Origin of the sequence: Mycobacterium sp. 852002-51057_SCH5723018 (genome assembly GCF_001667035.1) — a bacterium.
Taxonomy (GTDB): domain Bacteria; phylum Actinomycetota; class Actinomycetes; order Mycobacteriales; family Mycobacteriaceae; genus Mycobacterium.
In genome coordinates this window covers 1-16134 of record NZ_LZIR01000040.1, presented here as the reverse complement: position 1 = coordinate 16134, position 16134 = coordinate 1, and the positions used below count along the sequence as shown (strand labels likewise).

The following is a 16134-nucleotide window of genomic DNA, read 5'->3' as shown; positions in this document are numbered from 1 at the left end:
TTGATGGCTGAGCGACAGGACAAGAAGTATCGCGTCGCGGTGTGGGCCACCGGCGGTGTCGGGCGCTATGCCATCCGCACCATCATCGACCGGCCCAACCTCGAACTCGCCGGAGCATGGGTCCATTCGGAAGCCAAGGACGGGCAAGACGTGGGCACCCTTGCGGGCGTCGACCCGGTCGGGGTACGTGCCACCCGCGACGCCGATGCCTTGTTGGCCTCTGGAGTCGACTGCGTGATGTACGCCGCGCCGGCCGGCCCGCGGCCCGCGGAAGCGCTCTCCGACTTCTGCCGCATCCTCGCCGCGGGCACCAACGTCGTCACCACGTCACTGCCCGGTCTGGTCTACGAAAAAGGATCGCTCTCAGCGCGTTTTCTCGATCCGATTCGAGAAGCGGCCGCGACCGGGCGCAGCTCGATCTTCTCCTCGGGTATCGAGCCGGGCTTTGGCTGCGATCTCTTCCCGATCGCGCTGATGACGATGTCGCACAAGGTCTACTCGGTACGCGGCATCGAGATCACAAACTACTCCGAGTATCCGGTCGAGTGGGACGTACGCGAACTGTTCGGCTTCGGCCAACCATTGGATTACCAGGGCGGGTTGAAGCAGCCCGGGGTACTGAAGTGGGGATGGGGGGCGGCGATCACGATGGTTGCCGACGCGCTCGGAGTCGAGTTCGACGAAATTCGTGAGACGTGTGAATTCCTGCCCACCCCCCGCGATCTGCGCACCGCCTGCGGTCTCATTCCGGCCGGTACCGTCGGCGCCACCTACGCCAAGTGCGTCGGCGTCGTCGACGGACAAGAAGTGATCAGCCTCGAGCACGTAGACCGGATGGCCGACGACCTCGCTCCGGACTGGCCCACGGGACGAACGGGAGCCACCGACGGAGTCTGGCGGGTACTCATCGACGGCGAGCCCTCTTTCGACGGCGAATTCGAAGTCGGCCACCGCCCAGGCGAAAGCGCCAGCGATCACGGGCTTTTGGCCACCGGTATGCGTGCCGTCAACGCCATTCCATGGGTGTGCGAAGCCGCACCGGGCATCGTGGACGCCCTGCACCTGCCGCTCACTACGCCCCTGGGAGCCCTGCACCCCCACCGCGACGGCGTCCCTGCCTTCTAAATCCCTCGACCGCAGTAGTCCTATCCCGAAACGGAGTCTCACCGATGAGCGAACAACCGCTGGATGACCCGGAACAGTCGTACAAGGTCGTGGTATGGGCGACCGGGCGCGTTGGTCGATTGGCGATCCGCGCGGTCGCCGACCGCCCCAACCTCGACCTGGTGGGCGTCTGGGTGCACTCGGAGCCCAAGGACGGCAAGGACGCCGGCGAGATTGCCGGCATCGATCCACTGGGCGTCGCAGCCACGCGCGACCAGGCCGCGATCCTCGCAGGCGACGCGGATTGCATCATCTACACCGGGCCGGCAACCAGTCGGCCGCGCGAGGCGATCAGCGACTTCTGCCGCATCCTGGAGTCGGGCAAGAATATCGTCACGACCTCAGTTCCGGGCTTGGTCTATCCCCGAGGGTCGATCAAGCCGTCGACCGTGCAGCGCATCATCGACTCGGCAATCAAAGGCGGCAGCTCGATCTATTCATCTGGTATCGAGCCCGGATTCGGGTGCGATCTGTTGGCCGTCGCGATGGCCTCGATGTCCAACCGCATCTATTCGATCCGCGGCTTGGAGATCACTGACTACTCGCGCGACAACACGGTGTACGAGATGCGGGAGTTGTTCGGCTTCGGCCAGCCGATGGACTATCACGGCGGCATCACGCTACCTGGGGTGATCACATACGGCTGGGGCGCTGCGGTCACCATGGTCGCGGAAGCGCTTGGAGTACAGCTGGACGAGATTCGCGAGAGCTATGAGTTCGCCCCCGCTCCGCGGCGGCTCGAGACGCTGTCCGGGGTGATCGAGCCCGGCAACGTAGCGGCCGTCTGGTTCCGCTGCATCGGCGTTGTCGACGGCGAAGAAGTGATCACGATTGAGCACGTGGACCGGATGGCAGTCGACGTCGCGCCGGACTGGCCCAAAAGCCGTGCCGGCGGCATCGACGGCGTGTGGCGTGTGATCATCGAAGGCGAGCCCAGCTTCGATGCCGAGTTCGAGACCGGCTTCAAGTCCACCGAGGACTCCACCGACCACGGTCTCCTCGCGACCGGCATGCGCGCCATCAATGCGGTCCCGTGGGTGTGTAATGCAGCCCCAGGCCTGGTCGACGCACTGCATATCCCGCTTACGCCAGCGATCGGTTCGCTGAAGCCCCACCGAGAGGGCATCGAAACCATCAAGGGCCACACTGACGCTCGCCTATGATCCGGATGCTCGACCGGGCGCGCTCGTCACCCCGATGAACTTGAATGTCGAACGTCCGTGCTCGCCGACGCTGTGTACGGCCCCGAGCTCGCAGTCGCACCCGCAAAATGCGGAAACGGCGAAGCCAAACACGAAGCCCAGCACAGAAAAGGTTCGAGTAAGGTGGCCTCGCCTCTTTTTCTTGGGCTAGTGTGGCGCCGCCTAGCCACCGTTTGATGAAGCGGCGGAGATCATTTTTACTGCGCCCCAACTGGTTTGGCACAACAAAGAACGACAGCGTCGTGCGTAAGGTGAACTCGACAAGTCCGCGCAACGCGGCCTGTTGTACCGTATTCTTCCCAGTCGACGTCGAAGCGCCTAATCATTCGCATACCGAACGCCTGCGCTTCTTCGGATGCCAAAGAGGGGGCAACCACAACGCTTGCGCTGGCTGGATCAACGGCGTCAAACGCCTCGACGTCGCCTACGCCAGCAACTCTCCTCGGATCGAAGAAGTTCCCGCGCTGAGAGCACCCACCTGATCGCCCGACCCTTACCGCAAGACGGCCCACGGCACCGACTTAGCCACTGCGAACGGCGCTCTCCGCACGAGCGCAAAGGTCTAGGGCGCCTGTCTTCGGCCCGAGCAGGCAATCGCAGTCAGATCACCGAGCCGACGTCGTCGCGCACGATGCGCTCGAGCGCATGCTCGACTACGGCCGCGATCGTCATCGACGGATTGCACGCCGCCGTGGTCCCCGGGATCAGCGCGCCGTCAAGCACGTAGAGGCCTCGGTGGCCCTGGACCCTGCCGTCGAGGTCGCATACGGTGCCCGCCGAGGCCCCTCCAAGGGGATGCCAGGTGCTGTTGTCGATCCGATTGGTGTCGGTGAGGATGCCGGCCCGGCCGACGATCCGCTTGGCCCTGGTGTGAATGTCGGCCCAGATGGCGGCATCGCCCTTGCGCGGGAACGACAGTTTCACCTTGTCGGTGTCCCCGACATAGCTGAACCAACCCCGCGCCTGGCTAACTCCGTAGCCGACCAACATCGTCGAGCGCATGTCCAATCCTCCGAAGGGCGGCATGGAGGCTTGAATCAGCGTGTTGGCGCGCTGGGGGTCATCCCAATCCTTGCTGCAATAGACGACCGGGCCGCCCTGTACCGCGCCGAAGCCGTCGGCCAGGTCGGTCCACACGTAGATCCGATCGCCGTTGGTTCCCCAGTTATCACCCACGCCGTCGGGCAAGTCGGGGATATGCCCCAGCGCCTCCGCCCGCACCAACATCCGGGTGGTGCTGACGCTGCCGGCGGCCAGTACCAGCGCGGAGGTGGTCAAGATCTTCGTTTCCCGCTTACGACCTTGCATGTCGAGCCGGTCCACCTCAACCTGCCAGCGGCCATCCGGCGCCAGGGCGATGCCGGTGACCTGGTGCAGCGTGTGCAGGGTGAGGCGATCCGTGGCCCGGGCCGCCGCCAGGTATGTCTTGTCGACCGAGTGCTTGCCAGCGCTGTTCACACCAAAGACGCAATCGCCGTTGCTCAGCGACGGCCGCACCTCACCGCGCAGCTCAGCCCGGACGCAGTCCCAATCGATGGGCATCGGCACCTTTTCGACCGCATAGCCCGCGCGGCGGACCCGCGCAGCGAAGACGCGACTCACGCGATAGTTCGGGCTGTCGATCACGTCGTCAGGCGCCGTTGCCAGCCGCAACATGCTGGCCACCCGCGGATAGTAGACCTGGTCCATTTCGTCGTAGTCGAGCCCCGACGGTAGGTGCGTCTCGAAGAGCTCCCTGCTGGGCTGCAGGCTCATGCCCTGGTAGAGCAACGACCCGCCGCCGACGCCCACTCCCGCTATCGACGTCACGTTGTCACCAGAGAAGGCACTGAGCACGCCGGGATAGGGCCCGCCGAGCACCGGACGCCCAAAAACGTCCGGATTGGAGTCGAACCACAGCAACCTCTTGTCCAACGGATTACTGGCCGGACGCGGAAAGGCGTCGCGGTCCGGCGATACGTTCCACTCGACGCCCTGTTCGAGCACGGTCACCGGCACACCGGCCTCGGTCAGCCGCAGCGCGGCGATCCCGCCGCCGAAACCAGAGCCAACCACAATCACCCGGTGCGTCTCCCGTGTCACCGGTACCCGGGCTACCTCCTCCGCGGCCGAATGCTCGCGCATCGACGCGATCCATTCCCAACCGCCGCGCGCCAAACCTGCCATCCACCTACCGAACTCACTCATGCGCTGTCCTCTCGGTCCCCGCGACGATGTCAGGGATGTCTGCGCCGCATCGGCCACCCGGTGGCTGCCGTTCGCATCGGTCACACGAGCGATATCATACACTGTAGACATGGAGTGTATGATAGGGTCGCTGGTTATGGGAGCCATTTTCGATTCCGAGCACTTGCACTCCATCGCCATGAACGCTGTCGGTCTGGACAGCAAGGATGCGGCTTTTGCGCGGATCATCTCCGAGCTGACACGCGAGTATCCGGGTCACATCCGCGACGACATCCCCTGGGTGTTCAACAATGCCGGCGGCGCGATGGGGCAGATGAAGCTCCTGCACGCCTCGCTGTCGGAATAGGTCGATGAAGTGGAGCTAAGGTGTGTGAGTTCACGACATAGGTGACACATGAGTCGCGTCATGGGTTACACCTGTGTTGATGCCCGATGAGTCGCGTCATAGGTGACAGTCATGGTGGATGTCCAAAGCGCGTGTGGTCGTCCTCGAAGTCACCAGCGGTCGTCTCTCAGTGGCTGCGGCAGCCCGTGCCTACGGGCTGTCCCGGCAACACATCTACCGGCTTCTCAAGCGCTACCACCAAGACGGTCTTGAGGCCGTTGATCCCCGTTCACGACGGCCAGCCAGCAACCCGCGCGCCGTCAGCAACGAGGTGATCGCCACCGTCGTGCTCCTGCGCAAACAGCTCGTCGACGACGGCCTAGACGCCGGCCCGGTCACCTTGCAGGCACACCTGGCCCAAAAGGGCCTGCCGGTCCCGTCGACCTCGACGATCCGGCGCGTCCTGGGCCACCACGGTCTGATCACCCCTCAACCACGCAAACGGCCCAAAAGCTCCTACCACCGCTTCCAAGCCGAGCAGCCCAACCAATGCTGGCAATCGGACTTCACCCACTGGACACTGGCCGACGGCACCGACGTCGAGATCCTCAACTGGCTCGACGACCACTCCCGCTACCTGCTGGCCTGCATCGCCTACCGCCGCGTCGGCGGTGCTGACGTGGTAGCCACCTTCACCGTCACCGCATCCCGATTCGGCTTGCCCAAAGCCACCCTGACCGACCACGGATCGGTCTACACCTCACGATTCACCCACGGCCACAACGACTTCGAACGCCTCCTGGCCAGCCTGGGCATCACCCAAAAAAACGGCCACCCCGGCCACCCCCAAACCCAAGGCAAAATCGAACGCTTCCACCAAACCCTCAAACGCTGGCTAGCTGCACGACCCCGACCCGCCACCATCGCCGAACTGCAAAACCTGCTCGACACGTTCCAAACCATCTACAACACCGCGCGCACTCACCGCGCTCACCCCGGCCGGCTCACCCCCGAACAGGCCTACCTAGCCCGGCCCAAGGCCAGCCCCACCGGCCAACCCAACCCTCAGTTCCGCATCCGCCACGACACCATCGACCGATTCGGCAAACTCACCCTGCGCCACGGCAGCCGACTACACCACCTCCGCATCGGCTGCACCCACGCCCACACCCCAGTCCTGATTCTGGTGACCACCCACACCGTCACCGTCATCAGCAAAACCGGTCACCACGTCCTCAGCAGCCACCACATCGACCCCGACAAAAACTACTGGCGCAACCAAAACAAAAACCCCGGCCGATGGCCGGGGAATCTGTAACCCATGACGCGACTCATCTGTCACCTATGACTCGACTCATCACAATTGTGGAGCTAAGGGGACTCGAACCCTTGTCTTGACCGGGGCAAGATACCGGTTTGCCTGCATGTTCGCTCCGACTCGTTCCGATTCAGTCCCGTTCATTACCTGCGGCTTTGCTTTCGGGCCTTGACGGCGTCAAGAGCGTCAACCCCCTCCCCTCGGGAGCATCCAGCATGCCCCTCAATAGGACCGCAAGCGCACAACGTCCCCGGCGGGGCCAAGCGGGTGAATAGTTCTCAGTCCATAGATGCCTACCCGCGTCGGGGAACACGCCCCCGGTCAGACTCGGTTGCGCGCCGGCGAAAACCGCTCAAGCTGAACGGGCGGCCCGCCTGCTGACGGCGGCGGCACCAGAGCAGCGACACCGTCGATCACGCTAACGACCGCCCGGCTCCCACGATCGACGTTCAGGGTGCCGTGTTGAAAATTCTGGACGACCCACTCGGGCTCCGGGATTTCCGCGCTGGTCGGCAGCCCCAGCGCGCGTGGCTCCCGCCCCTTGCGATTCCGGCGACGTCGGTGCGCCCAGGGCGCTGCTCATGCCCCCCATCGCCTGCCACCGCTCACAGATAGCACTACCCTGCTACGACTGCGCCAGATCCTCGGCGCTGGGGCGTTTGTTGAACTGCGCGGCAATATCGCGAATCTGGTTCATCAAGGCATATCCGAGGCTGCCCGGGCAATCAGTATCGCTGACGTCGCGGTGGGCAAAAATGCACGGCAGGCTCACGGCGGCGCCCTGGGAGAAACGGGTGTAGGGGCCCCCGTCCGACGTCAACGCCGACGCTGCCCTGCGGGTCGATGCCATCCATGGCCAGCCGCCACCCGAGCAGACGCCCCACGGTGCGCACCTGAACCGGCGTGGGGCCCGCCGCGTCGAACTCGCCGATCATGCACACCGCCCACGTGTGGCGGTTGAACCCGCCAGTATGGGTGCCCCGAACCGATCTGGCCATCCGGGACTGGCTGTAGCGCCACGCTCGGCATCGAAGGCTTGACTGGCTAGGCTGGCGGACGCGGCGGATCCACCATCAGTGCACGGCGGCCTTAGCGTCACCCAGCGCGCACGACTAGGCGGAACTTCGGGTCACATCGAAGTCGTGGTTGCGAAATGCCTCGGTAAGCCATTCTCCGATGGCGGCGACCAACACGGCGCGGTTCGCGCGCTTGACTATCGCGTGCCCCTCATCGTCGAAGATGAGACACTCGACCCGCCGACCCAGTTGATTGAGCGCGTCGAACATCTGCCTGGACTCACCGGGCGGCACATTGGTGTCGTTGCCGCCGTGCACCAATAGCAGTGGCGCGGTGAGTGTCTCGACGCGCAGGAGAGGTGAGAGCCGATCGAGCAGATCGCGGTCGTTTATCGGATGGCCGTATTTTGGATAGGCCTCGGCCGCAAGCCACGGATCGGTGTTGCGGTAGAACGTGCCCAGGTCGCTTATGCCACAGATGCTGATGCCCGCGGCGAACAGTTCGGGATGGAAGGTCAGCGCCGCCTGCGTCAGATAACCGCCGTAGGACCAGCCGCAGCAGGCAATTCGACTGTCGACAGCAAGGCCTCCTTCGACCAGGTAGCGAGCACAGTCCGCCACGTCGTCGATGGCGGCGAAGCGAAGCTGCCTGTCGTCGGCGTGGGAGAAGCTGCGGCCGAACCCGCCCGAGCCGCGCACATTGGGCGCCAGCACGGCGATTCCCGCGTCGAGCAGCGCGGGGAATATCTCGCTGTAATCCGGGCGGGCCTGCCCCTCCGGGCCGCCGTGCAGAAAGATCATCGCTGCCGCGCGTCGGCCACCCGATGGTTCGTAGAGCCACGCCTTGAGCTCGAGCCCGTCCCGGGCGCGCACCGTCACCAGCCGGGGATTCCCGGCGGCACTTCCGCCTCCGGGCTCGCGGTCGATGCGTTCCCATTCTCGTGACCGTGGGTTGACGAGCTCCACCGTTCGCGGCATGGACGGCCCCTGTACGGTCATCGCCACCATGGATCCGCCCGCGCTGATGCTGAGCTCGCCCGCCACCGGGCCGGGCAGCGGGATCGGCTCGCTCAAGGTGTAGTCGGCGTATTCGAGCATCTGCAACTCGCTGCAGCCATTGATGTTCCACAGCAGAGCGACGGTCGAGAGGTCGTCGCTGACGGCGAACTCGTCCAAGTCGTAGCCGGGTCGCTCGGCCACGACGTGGTAGGACACCCCGTCCTCCGTGACGGTCAGTTCGACCAGCCGGGCGTGCTCGGCGCCGTTGTCGCTGCGGACCAGGGCACGGACGTAGCCTCGTGTGCTGTTGACGGGATAGGTCTTCGCCGGGCGGTACAGGGTCAACGACTCACCGTCCAGACCGGACCTCAGCCGACGGGGTTGGTGGTCGTCGAGAATCACCCCGGCGTCAGTGGTGGAACCGGGGTCTGATGGCAGTAGTGCGATCTCAGTCAGCCCGTGCAGCAGCACCAGGTCGCGGTAGCCCCGGGGTCCGACCCGCACGAGTGCGGCACCGGCCCACGAATCGACGAGCTTGCCGCCGGATCGGCGGTCCAGCACGATGGTGGTGCCGTCGGTCGGATTGATCAGGCACGAACTGCCGACGCCGTCCTGACCGGTGAGGATGGCCGCAACCTGAACGCCGTCCCAGCCGATCAACTGGGCCGTGCCCTGCGGTAGGCCGGTCGGCCACTGGTCGATGCGGCGCGCATCGCGGTCGTCGGGATCGGTGGTCACCAGCCAGATCTGGGTGCGGGTGCCCCCGTGCGGTCCGACCTCACAGGCTAGCCAGTGGCCGTCGGCGGAGTGGATGACCTTGGTGACCGGACCGTCGACGGGCAACTCCACGTCGCGCGATGAGCTGGCCCGCCAGCCGCGCAGGAAGCGCTGAACGGCGCGCGGGTTCCCGCCGTCGTCGACGAGGCAGGCGAACGCGGTCGCGTCCGGCGACAGCGACGCCCCGTAGGTAGCGCGGACATGCTGGGTCACGGGATCAGCGATCTTCCATGTTCTGCAGCCACATCTCGAGCACCGCCAGTTGCCACAATGGGTTGGCGCCCAGGGTGGTTCGCGTCGCGTTGGGTTCGGCCAAGAGCTTGTCCAGTGTTGCCCGACGGTAGAGCCCGCGCGTCCGAGCGGCGTCGTTGGTGAGTGCGTCGCGCACCATGTCCATCATCTCGCCGTGCAGATGACGGATGCCCGGGACGGGGAAGTACCCCTTGGTCCGGTCGATGACCTCGGCGGGCAGCAGCGCCCGCGATGCATCCTTGAGCACCCCCTTGCCGCCCGACGCCAGTTTCAGGTCGGCGGGACAGGCGGCGGCGAGTTCGACGAAGTCGTGGTCGAGGAAGGGCACTCTGGCCTCCAGACCCCAAGCCATCGTCATGGTGTCGACCCGCTTGACCGGGTCCTCGACGAGCATCACCTGAGTATCGAGCCGCAAGGCCGCGTCGACGGCGGTCTCGGCGCCCGGGCGGCTCTGGTGGGTCCTGACGAACTCCCAACTCGGATCCTGTTCCGCCATCGCGTATTCGGGCGCGAAGATGTCCAGCACGTCGGCGTGGCAGCGGTCGAAGAACACCTTCGCGTACGCCTCGGTAGTCCGTTCGCGGGCGACGGTGGCCAGCGGGGGGTACCAGTCGTAACCGGCCAGGATCTCGTCGGCGCCCTGACCGGACTGCACCACCTTGACCGACTTGCTGACTTCCTCGGACAGCAGATAGAAGGCCACGCAGTCATGGCTGACCATCGGTTCACTCATGGCAGCAATGGTTTTCGGTACCGCGGGCAGCAACCGCGAGCTGTCGATGTGGATGCGGTGGTGATCGGTGCCGAAAGTCTCGGCCACCAGATCCGAGTAGGAATACTCGTCACCCGATTCGCCGCCGACCGAGTCGAAGCCGATCGAGAACGTGGCCAATCCTTGCTGGCCCCGCTCGGCCAGCAGTGCCACCACGATCGACGAGTCGATGCCGCCGGACAGCAGCACGCCCACTGGGACGTCGGCGACCATGCGCCGTACCACCGCGGTGCGCAGCGCCTCCATCAGCGCGTCCTGCCAGTCGCGATCGCTCCACGACGCCCGTTGCGGATCGCGCTCGAAAACCGGTGTCCAATAGACGGTGTCGGCGTGTGCGCCGTCCGGCTGGATCACCCGCACCGTCGCCGGCGGCAGCTTCCGCACGCCTCGGTACATGGTGCGCGGCGCCGGAACCACCGAATGGAAGCTCATGTAGTGGTCCAATGCGTAGCGGTCCAACTCGGTGTCGACGTCTCCGCCCTGCAACAGGGCGCGCACGGTCGACGCGAATCGCAGTCGTCCCGGCCGTTCGGCCAGATACAGCGGCTTGATGCCGAGGCGGTCGCGGGCGAGGGTCACCACCCCCGTCGCCCGGTCGACGATCGCGAAGGCGAACATGCCCTTGAAGCGGTCCACGCAACCGGTGCCCCACCGGTGGAACGCCTTGATCACCACCTCGCTGTCGGCCGCGGAGAAGAACCGATAACCGACGGCCTCCAACTCCGAGCGCAGATTCTGGTAGTTGTAAATGCAGCCGTTGAACACCAAGGTGAGCCCGAGGTCGCTGTCCACCATCGGTTGAGCGCCGCGCGCGGACAGATCGATGATCGACAACCGTCGATGCCCGAACGCGATCGGCCCATGGGCGACCACACCGTTTGAATCCGGGCCCCGCGACACCATCGCGTCGGCCATCCGGGCCACCGCGCCGACATCAGCCGCCCGCCCGTCGAAGCGGAGCTCTCCGCAGATACCACACACGTTGGGTTCCGTCCCCCCTTACGCCGAGGCCTGGTGTGGGCGAGCACCAGGGCCCGTGGCCGGGCCGTCCCGGCCGGTCAGTATCCAGGTGTCCTTGCTCCCGCCCCCCGAGGACGAATTCACGATGCGCGACCCGCGGGCCGCCACCCGCGTCAACCCGGCCGGCATCACCTGGGCCGTCAGCTGATTCGTCGCATCAGGGCGAAGATGCACGAAGGCGCGTAGATCGACGTGATGCGGATACATGCCCTCACCGTCGAACGTCGGATGGGTGGACAGCGCGATCGTCTCCTGGGCGATGAAGCGCTCCGGCTGGGTGCGTAGTTCGCGTCGACGGGCCTCGAGGGCTTCCTCAGTCGCTTCCGGACCGATGACGACGCCGATCCCGCCGAACCCATCGATCGGCTTCACCACCAGCTCGGCGAGATGGTCGAGAACATAGTCACGCTGTGCGCGTTCAGCACATATCCACGTCGGCACCTGCGCCAGTATCGGCTTCTCGCCGAGGTAGTACTCGATCATCGCCGGCACGAAGGCATAGATCGCCTTGTCGTCGCCGACTCCGTTGCCCAGGGCGTTCGCGATCGTCAGCGTCCCGCCGCCGGCCGCCTCCAGCAGTCCGTTCCGGAGCGAGGCGCCGTCGTAGCCGGTGGACGACAACAACATGTCCTCGTCCATCCGGGCGTACACGACGTCCACTGGACGAACGTCCGAACCGAGGTGCCGCAGCAACCTCCCCTCGCGCACCGACAAATCGGAGGACTGTACCAGCGCGACGCCCATCTCGTCGGCCAGGAAGGTGTGCTCGAACCAGGCCGAGTCATCCCACCCGCCCGACAGCAGCGCCACCGCAGGCTCGCCTTCGCATCGCGCCGGTGCCGACGCGCGCAGGGTCTCCAGCAGCATCGAGGGCACCCCATCGACATCGCCGACCCCGTGAGGTCGTTCGAGCTCCGGAAGGTGTTTGGTCAACAGCCGCCGATTCACGATCGCGTAGGCGATCCCGGACGGAATACGCAGATTGTCTTCCAGCACCATCCAATGCCCCGCACGGTCGCACACCAGGTCGATGCCACAGACGTGTGCGCGCACCGCGCCCGTCGACAATCGGCCGGCCGATCGAAATCCGGGCGCCCGGTCCAGCGCAGCTACTCCTATGACGCCGTCGGCGACGATGCTTTGGTCCGAATAGACGTCGCACAGAAACGCATTCAGCGCCTTCGCCCGCTGCCTAAGACCAGGCGTCAGCTGCGACCATTCGTCCGAAGGGACGAGCCTGGGCACCAGATCGAGCGGGAACACCTGCGCGCGGCTCTGGCCGCTCACACGGAACGTGATGTTCTCGGCGCGTTGTTCCTGTTCGACGTCGCCCTCGCGAGCCCTCAGTACCGCCACTCCCAAATCGACGACCGATCGCAAGATGTTCCTGTAACCGGGCCGAGGCCGACCGGCGGCGTCGACCGCTTCGTCATAGCTGGACAGCGTGCCCTCATCGTCGCCGCCGTACTCACGGTGAGCGTGATAGCCGAACAGCAGCGTGGGGTCTTTAGCCAAGACTGCTGCCGCGGCGGGCACGTTGCCCGCAGTTTCCTCGATCAATTGGTCGACGACATCGGTGAGCCGACCGCGCCTGCGCAGTGCCCTACGCTGCCGGGATGCTGACGTGCCCGCGATCAACACCCCGCGAGCCAGCTCGCTGACCACATCCCAGTCGCCCGTTGCCTCCAGCTGTGGACGGGCCAGGCGCACGAGCTCGGTCACCACCTCGACGGCCGGCCGGCCGCGCCGCACGGTCACGTCCACGAGGTCGCCTTCGAGCCCGGAACGGGCGGCCCGCCACAGCGCCGCACGACCCATCGGTGCAGAGATCGCGAGGGCAGGCTCCCCCGTGCGCAATCTCTCGACCTCGCGCTCGACCAGTGCCCGAAACAGGCCGGCGATCAGCACGATGGTGTCGACCGACGGGCAGCTGTCGCACACCCGTAACTCGAGGGTCGGCGCCTCGACAGCAGGCCGGACGTCGAAGTACACCATGCCCCTGTCGGCGATCACGCCGCTGCTGACCAAGTCGGCGACGAGTTGGTCGAATTCGGCCGCTGAAGACACCGGCGCGGCCAGGCCCGTCGTGGGCCAGCGCTGCCAGATCAGGGTGCGTCCGCTGGAGTAGCCGGTGTCCGAACCGTCGGCCCAGAACGGCGAGCTCGCGCTCAGTGCAAGAAACGTCGGGACGAACGGCGCGACCCGGTTCGCCACGGCAACCGCCTCGTCACGATCATCGACGCCGACATGGACCTGGGTACCACAAATGAGTTGCTCGCGGGCCAGCAACTGATAGTCCGCCAGCATCTGTCGATACCGGGGGGTCTGGGTGACCTGCATCTCGCCGGGCGCCGACAGCGGCACCGCCCCCGCGGCCACCACGCCGATTCCGAGCTTCGCCGCCGCATCCACCAGAATGCGGCGACGCTCCCGCAGGTCGGCGCTCAGCCCATCCAGCGTTTCGACGACACCGCTGTTCATCTCGACCACACACCGCTGCAACTCCGCCACGTAGGTGTCGGACAACTCGGCCAGAAGTTCCGGGGCGCGGGCGGTCAACCGTCGGGTCTTGAGGTCAACGAGGTGAAATTCCTCCTCGACGCCCATCGTCCGCAACGCGCCGCCCGACATCAGCACACGTTAATTGGCGCGCAATACAACCGTGTAAAGCGCGGCGCCGGGAGTCATGGACTGAATAGAGCCCCCGACAAAAACCCGTGCTTGTTCGCAATCGTCTTACCGCTGCCACCGAGCCGCTTGACCCACTTCGCGATGGTGTTCTCGGTGACGGCCGATACCGGCAACGAGCCAAACGCTGGATCAATGTCGCGCGCGACATAGGTGCGGTAGCGCGCGAGGGTCGCCGGCTTCACACCCGCGAGGTTCTCGATATGCGTATACAGCCACTCAGTCACCGTCGGGACATGACAACCGATCTCACCGAGCTCGATAATGCGCAGCGCCTCATCGGGACCGTGCTCCTCCAACGGGATCTTGAAACGCTCCGTGGCCGGGAGATTTGCGAAGGTCAGCGAGCGCTGGCGACCGTCCTGACGCCACAGCAGACGGTAAGTGTTGCCGGTGCGGTTCTTCTGGGCGTGGATGCTTGCCACAACCCTTGAAGTTACGTCATCTGTTACGTCATCTCCGACGGAACTTCAGAAACACCCGCTGACTTGCTCAAATCTGGTGGAGCTAAGGGGACTCGAACCCCTGACCCCCACACTGCCAGGACCGGGCAGAAGACGTGACCAGGCACGATAGGCGCATTTTGGGGCTGTAGCGGTGGTGATTGAGGGAGCCACTGTCGTCACGGTTGTCGTCACGACTGTCGTCTAAAGCTCACCCCGCGACAGCCGGGCAAGGTCCCCAACAAACTGGGTGCCTGTATCCGTTTGTATTACAGTCTCGCATGTGGCGGGCGAATTGTTCGATCTGGATCTGCTCGACGAACAGGATCCGTTCGAGATCGACGCTCAAGCCGCCCACCTGTTCAAGCACCCACGCCTGGGCATCGAGGACATCCGCGACGTCTGGGCGTCCGACCGATGTTCTACCCCGCCAAACCACCCGCTCACTGGCTGATGGTCGCCGAAGTCGATGGCAGTGTCCTGATGGCGCCCCTCGCCCCTGCCCGCGACGATGTCGCCCCATCGGCTGCTACCACGCCTCCAAACACCTCGCTGACCAATACCGGAGAGACAGATGAACCACCCCATAACCCCCGACGAGGAATACGAGTTCTACGCCCGCCCGGAAAACCAGGAACCCCAGGGGCCAGGGCGCCGCCGGCTGACCGCCACCGTGCCCGTCCGCTTCCCACCCGAGCTACTGGAGCAAGTACGCGCCGCAGCAGCAGCGGACGACCGGTCCGTCTCGTCCTGGATTCGCCGCGCGGTCGAGCACGAACTTCGCCACCCCGCATAGACGTCGAACCCGTGAGCAACGGATTCTCAAACGGCCGATCTTGTCATGACCTAATAGTGCGTAACTATACTGTGCTGCAATGGATTAGCCATCTCTACGCTCCCACCAAAACCGGGCAGATCGAGCTATTTCTCAATCATTCGCGCTGAATAAACGATGACTGCCACGGGACATTCGCAGGCGCTAATGACAACGCGGGATTGCTTGATTCCAACACGCTGGTGATGACCACTTGGATCGGCCGAGCTCGCGCAGCGAGCACCTGTACAGGTAATGCGGCGAGCACCTCAGCGAGAGCGGCCTTAAGAGAGTGACCGGACCCCGTCAATTGGTCCACGAGAGGACCCGTGGGACGGCAGGCCCGCAGATCCTTTCAGGGGCGTGGATTACAGGCCCAGATCGCTCAACCCGGGGTGGTCGAGTGGACGAGGGCCCGACACGTCCCAGTGGAACTTGCGCTCGCTCTCGGGGATGGCGACATCGTTGATGCTGGCGTGTCGCCACCGCATGAGGCCGTCGTCATGAAAGTGCCAGTTCTCGTTGCCGTACGCGCGAAACCACTGTTGGTCAACATTGTGGTACTCGTAGCAGAAGCGCACGGCTATTCGGTTTCCCTCGAACGCCCAGAGTTCCTTGATCAGACGGTATTCGAACTCGCGCTCCCACTTGCCGCGAAGAAACCCGATGATCTGCGCACGACCTTGTAGGAACTCCGACCGGTTGCGCCACCAACTGTCCTCGGTGTAGCCCAGAGCCACCTTCTCAGGATCTCTTGTGTTCCAGCTGTTTTCGGCAAGACGAACCTTTTCCACGGCGCTTTCCAATGTGAATGGAGGAACAGGCGGCTTGATACTCATGGCGCTTCCTTTATCGAATGAGGTGAGTTGACACGACCTGGACAGGGCGGGCGTGGTCGGCCGGCGCCAACCAAGTCGATGGCTTCCAGCATCGAGAATACGGCCGTGTCGTCGACTGACCGGCCGTCTCGATGCACACTGCGTGCACGCAGATGTGCACCACGTGCACGAAGACGCCGCCGGAGTCGCCGCCGTGTGCGGGTGGCCCTAGCGTCGCAAACGACCGCAACCTCACACCCCTCGGCAATCCATTGTGAGAAACCATCGCAACCTCAAAGGACATCCGCCATGACCGCACCTACCAAGGCCCATCCGGTG

Annotated in this window: 13 protein-coding genes and 2 pseudogenes; 6 read left to right on the top strand and 9 right to left on the bottom strand. The window is 64.9% G+C overall.

Features of this window, described 5'->3' with window-relative positions:
- Window positions 1-3 precede the first annotated feature (3 nt).
- Window positions 4-1125 carry a hypothetical protein gene (locus A5764_RS09225; RefSeq protein WP_067111979.1) on the top strand — a complete coding sequence of 374 codons (1122 nt, stop codon included), beginning with the start codon at window positions 4-6 and terminating at the stop codon, window positions 1123-1125.
- Entirely contained in the window at window positions 1020-2327 is a 1308-nt protein-coding gene (locus tag A5764_RS09220; protein ID WP_082951601.1) for a hypothetical protein, read from the top strand. The genes A5764_RS09225 and A5764_RS09220 overlap by 106 nt, the downstream gene beginning before the upstream one ends.
- A gap of 181 nt (window positions 2328-2508) precedes the next feature.
- On the opposite strand, the pseudogene A5764_RS29315 reads toward A5764_RS09220, so the two are convergent.
- Window positions 2509-2728: pseudogene (locus A5764_RS29315) on the bottom strand (TetR family transcriptional regulator); the annotation flags it as partial.
- Between the two features lie 238 nt (window positions 2729-2966).
- Window positions 2967-4553, bottom strand: a complete 1587-nt coding sequence (locus A5764_RS09215; protein ID WP_082951600.1) for a GMC oxidoreductase — start codon at window positions 4551-4553, stop codon at window positions 2967-2969.
- Between the two features lie 109 nt (window positions 4554-4662).
- Between A5764_RS09215 and A5764_RS27350 the strand changes: the two genes are divergently transcribed.
- Together A5764_RS27350 and A5764_RS09205 are read left to right on the top strand one after the other, a co-directional pair.
- A complete protein-coding gene (locus A5764_RS27350; RefSeq protein WP_197501249.1) occupies window positions 4663-4899 on the top strand; it encodes a hypothetical protein in 237 nt (78 codons plus the stop codon).
- A 118-nt stretch (window positions 4900-5017) separates the two neighbouring features.
- Window positions 5018-6196, top strand: a complete 1179-nt coding sequence (locus A5764_RS09205) for an IS481 family transposase (RefSeq protein WP_067111970.1) — start codon at window positions 5018-5020, stop codon at window positions 6194-6196.
- 625 nt (window positions 6197-6821) lie between these two features.
- On the opposite strand, the gene A5764_RS30035 is transcribed toward A5764_RS09205, so the two are convergent.
- From A5764_RS30035 to A5764_RS09180, 6 genes and pseudogenes are all read right to left on the bottom strand, one after another.
- Entirely contained in the window at window positions 6822-7046 is a 225-nt protein-coding gene (locus A5764_RS30035; RefSeq protein WP_369807299.1) for a hypothetical protein, read from the bottom strand.
- Between the two features lie 37 nt (window positions 7047-7083).
- Window positions 7084-7194: pseudogene (locus A5764_RS30030) on the bottom strand (hypothetical protein); the annotation flags it as partial.
- 114 nt (window positions 7195-7308) lie between these two features.
- Entirely contained in the window at window positions 7309-9201 is a 1893-nt protein-coding gene (locus A5764_RS09195) for a S9 family peptidase (protein WP_067111964.1), read from the bottom strand.
- 4 nt (window positions 9202-9205) lie between these two features.
- On the bottom strand, window positions 9206-10993 hold the full coding sequence (locus A5764_RS09190) for an N-acetylglutaminylglutamine amidotransferase (protein ID WP_067111961.1): 1788 nt from the start codon (window positions 10991-10993) through the stop codon (window positions 9206-9208).
- Window positions 10994-11011: 18 nt separating this feature from the next.
- Window positions 11012-13663: a carboxylate--amine ligase/circularly permuted type 2 ATP-grasp protein gene (locus A5764_RS09185; RefSeq protein ID WP_197501247.1), complete on the bottom strand. Its 2652-nt coding sequence runs from the start codon at window positions 13661-13663 to the stop codon at window positions 11012-11014.
- 53 nt (window positions 13664-13716) lie between these two features.
- The gene (locus A5764_RS09180; RefSeq protein ID WP_067111958.1) at window positions 13717-14145 is read right to left on the bottom strand and encodes a hypothetical protein; all 429 of its coding nucleotides are present in this window, start codon (window positions 14143-14145) and stop codon (window positions 13717-13719) included.
- A 301-nt stretch (window positions 14146-14446) separates the two neighbouring features.
- On the opposite strand from A5764_RS09180, the gene A5764_RS29310 reads away from it, so the two are divergent.
- Entirely contained in the window at window positions 14447-14617 is a 171-nt protein-coding gene (locus A5764_RS29310) for a hypothetical protein (protein WP_231989655.1), read from the top strand.
- A 120-nt stretch (window positions 14618-14737) separates the two neighbouring features.
- Complete coding sequence (locus tag A5764_RS27340) at window positions 14738-14959, top strand: YlcI/YnfO family protein (RefSeq protein WP_082951598.1); 222 nt, start codon at window positions 14738-14740, stop codon at window positions 14957-14959.
- Window positions 14960-15345: 386 nt separating this feature from the next.
- On the opposite strand, the gene A5764_RS09170 is transcribed toward A5764_RS27340, so the two are convergent.
- Window positions 15346-15816, bottom strand: coding sequence for a nuclear transport factor 2 family protein (locus A5764_RS09170; protein ID WP_067111955.1), 471 nt, complete (start codon window positions 15814-15816; stop codon window positions 15346-15348).
- Window positions 15817-16134 lie beyond the last annotated feature (318 nt).

What these genes read in the sequence shown, in the direction of transcription:
- A5764_RS27340 (WP_082951598.1), top strand. Translation starts at nt 14,738, where the DNA reads ATGAACCACCCCATAACCCCCGACGAGGAATACGAGTTCTACGCCCGC.
- A5764_RS09170 (WP_067111955.1), bottom strand. Translation starts at nt 15,816, where the DNA reads ATGAGTATCAAGCCGCCTGTTCCTCCATTCACATTGGAAAGCGCCGTG.
- A5764_RS09215 (WP_082951600.1), bottom strand. Translation starts at nt 4,553, where the DNA reads ATGAGTGAGTTCGGTAGGTGGATGGCAGGTTTGGCGCGCGGCGGTTGG.
- A5764_RS09220 (WP_082951601.1), top strand. Translation starts at nt 1,020, where the DNA reads ATGGGTGTGCGAAGCCGCACCGGGCATCGTGGACGCCCTGCACCTGCC.
- A5764_RS09205 (WP_067111970.1), top strand. Translation starts at nt 5,018, where the DNA reads ATGTCCAAAGCGCGTGTGGTCGTCCTCGAAGTCACCAGCGGTCGTCTC.
- A5764_RS09185 (WP_197501247.1), bottom strand. Translation starts at nt 13,663, where the DNA reads ATGTCGGGCGGCGCGTTGCGGACGATGGGCGTCGAGGAGGAATTTCAC.
- A5764_RS09225 (WP_067111979.1), top strand. Translation starts at nt 4, where the DNA reads ATGGCTGAGCGACAGGACAAGAAGTATCGCGTCGCGGTGTGGGCCACC.
- A5764_RS27350 (WP_197501249.1), top strand. Translation starts at nt 4,663, where the DNA reads ATGGAGTGTATGATAGGGTCGCTGGTTATGGGAGCCATTTTCGATTCC.
- A5764_RS30035 (WP_369807299.1), bottom strand. Translation starts at nt 7,046, where the DNA reads ATGGCATCGACCCGCAGGGCAGCGTCGGCGTTGACGTCGGACGGGGGC.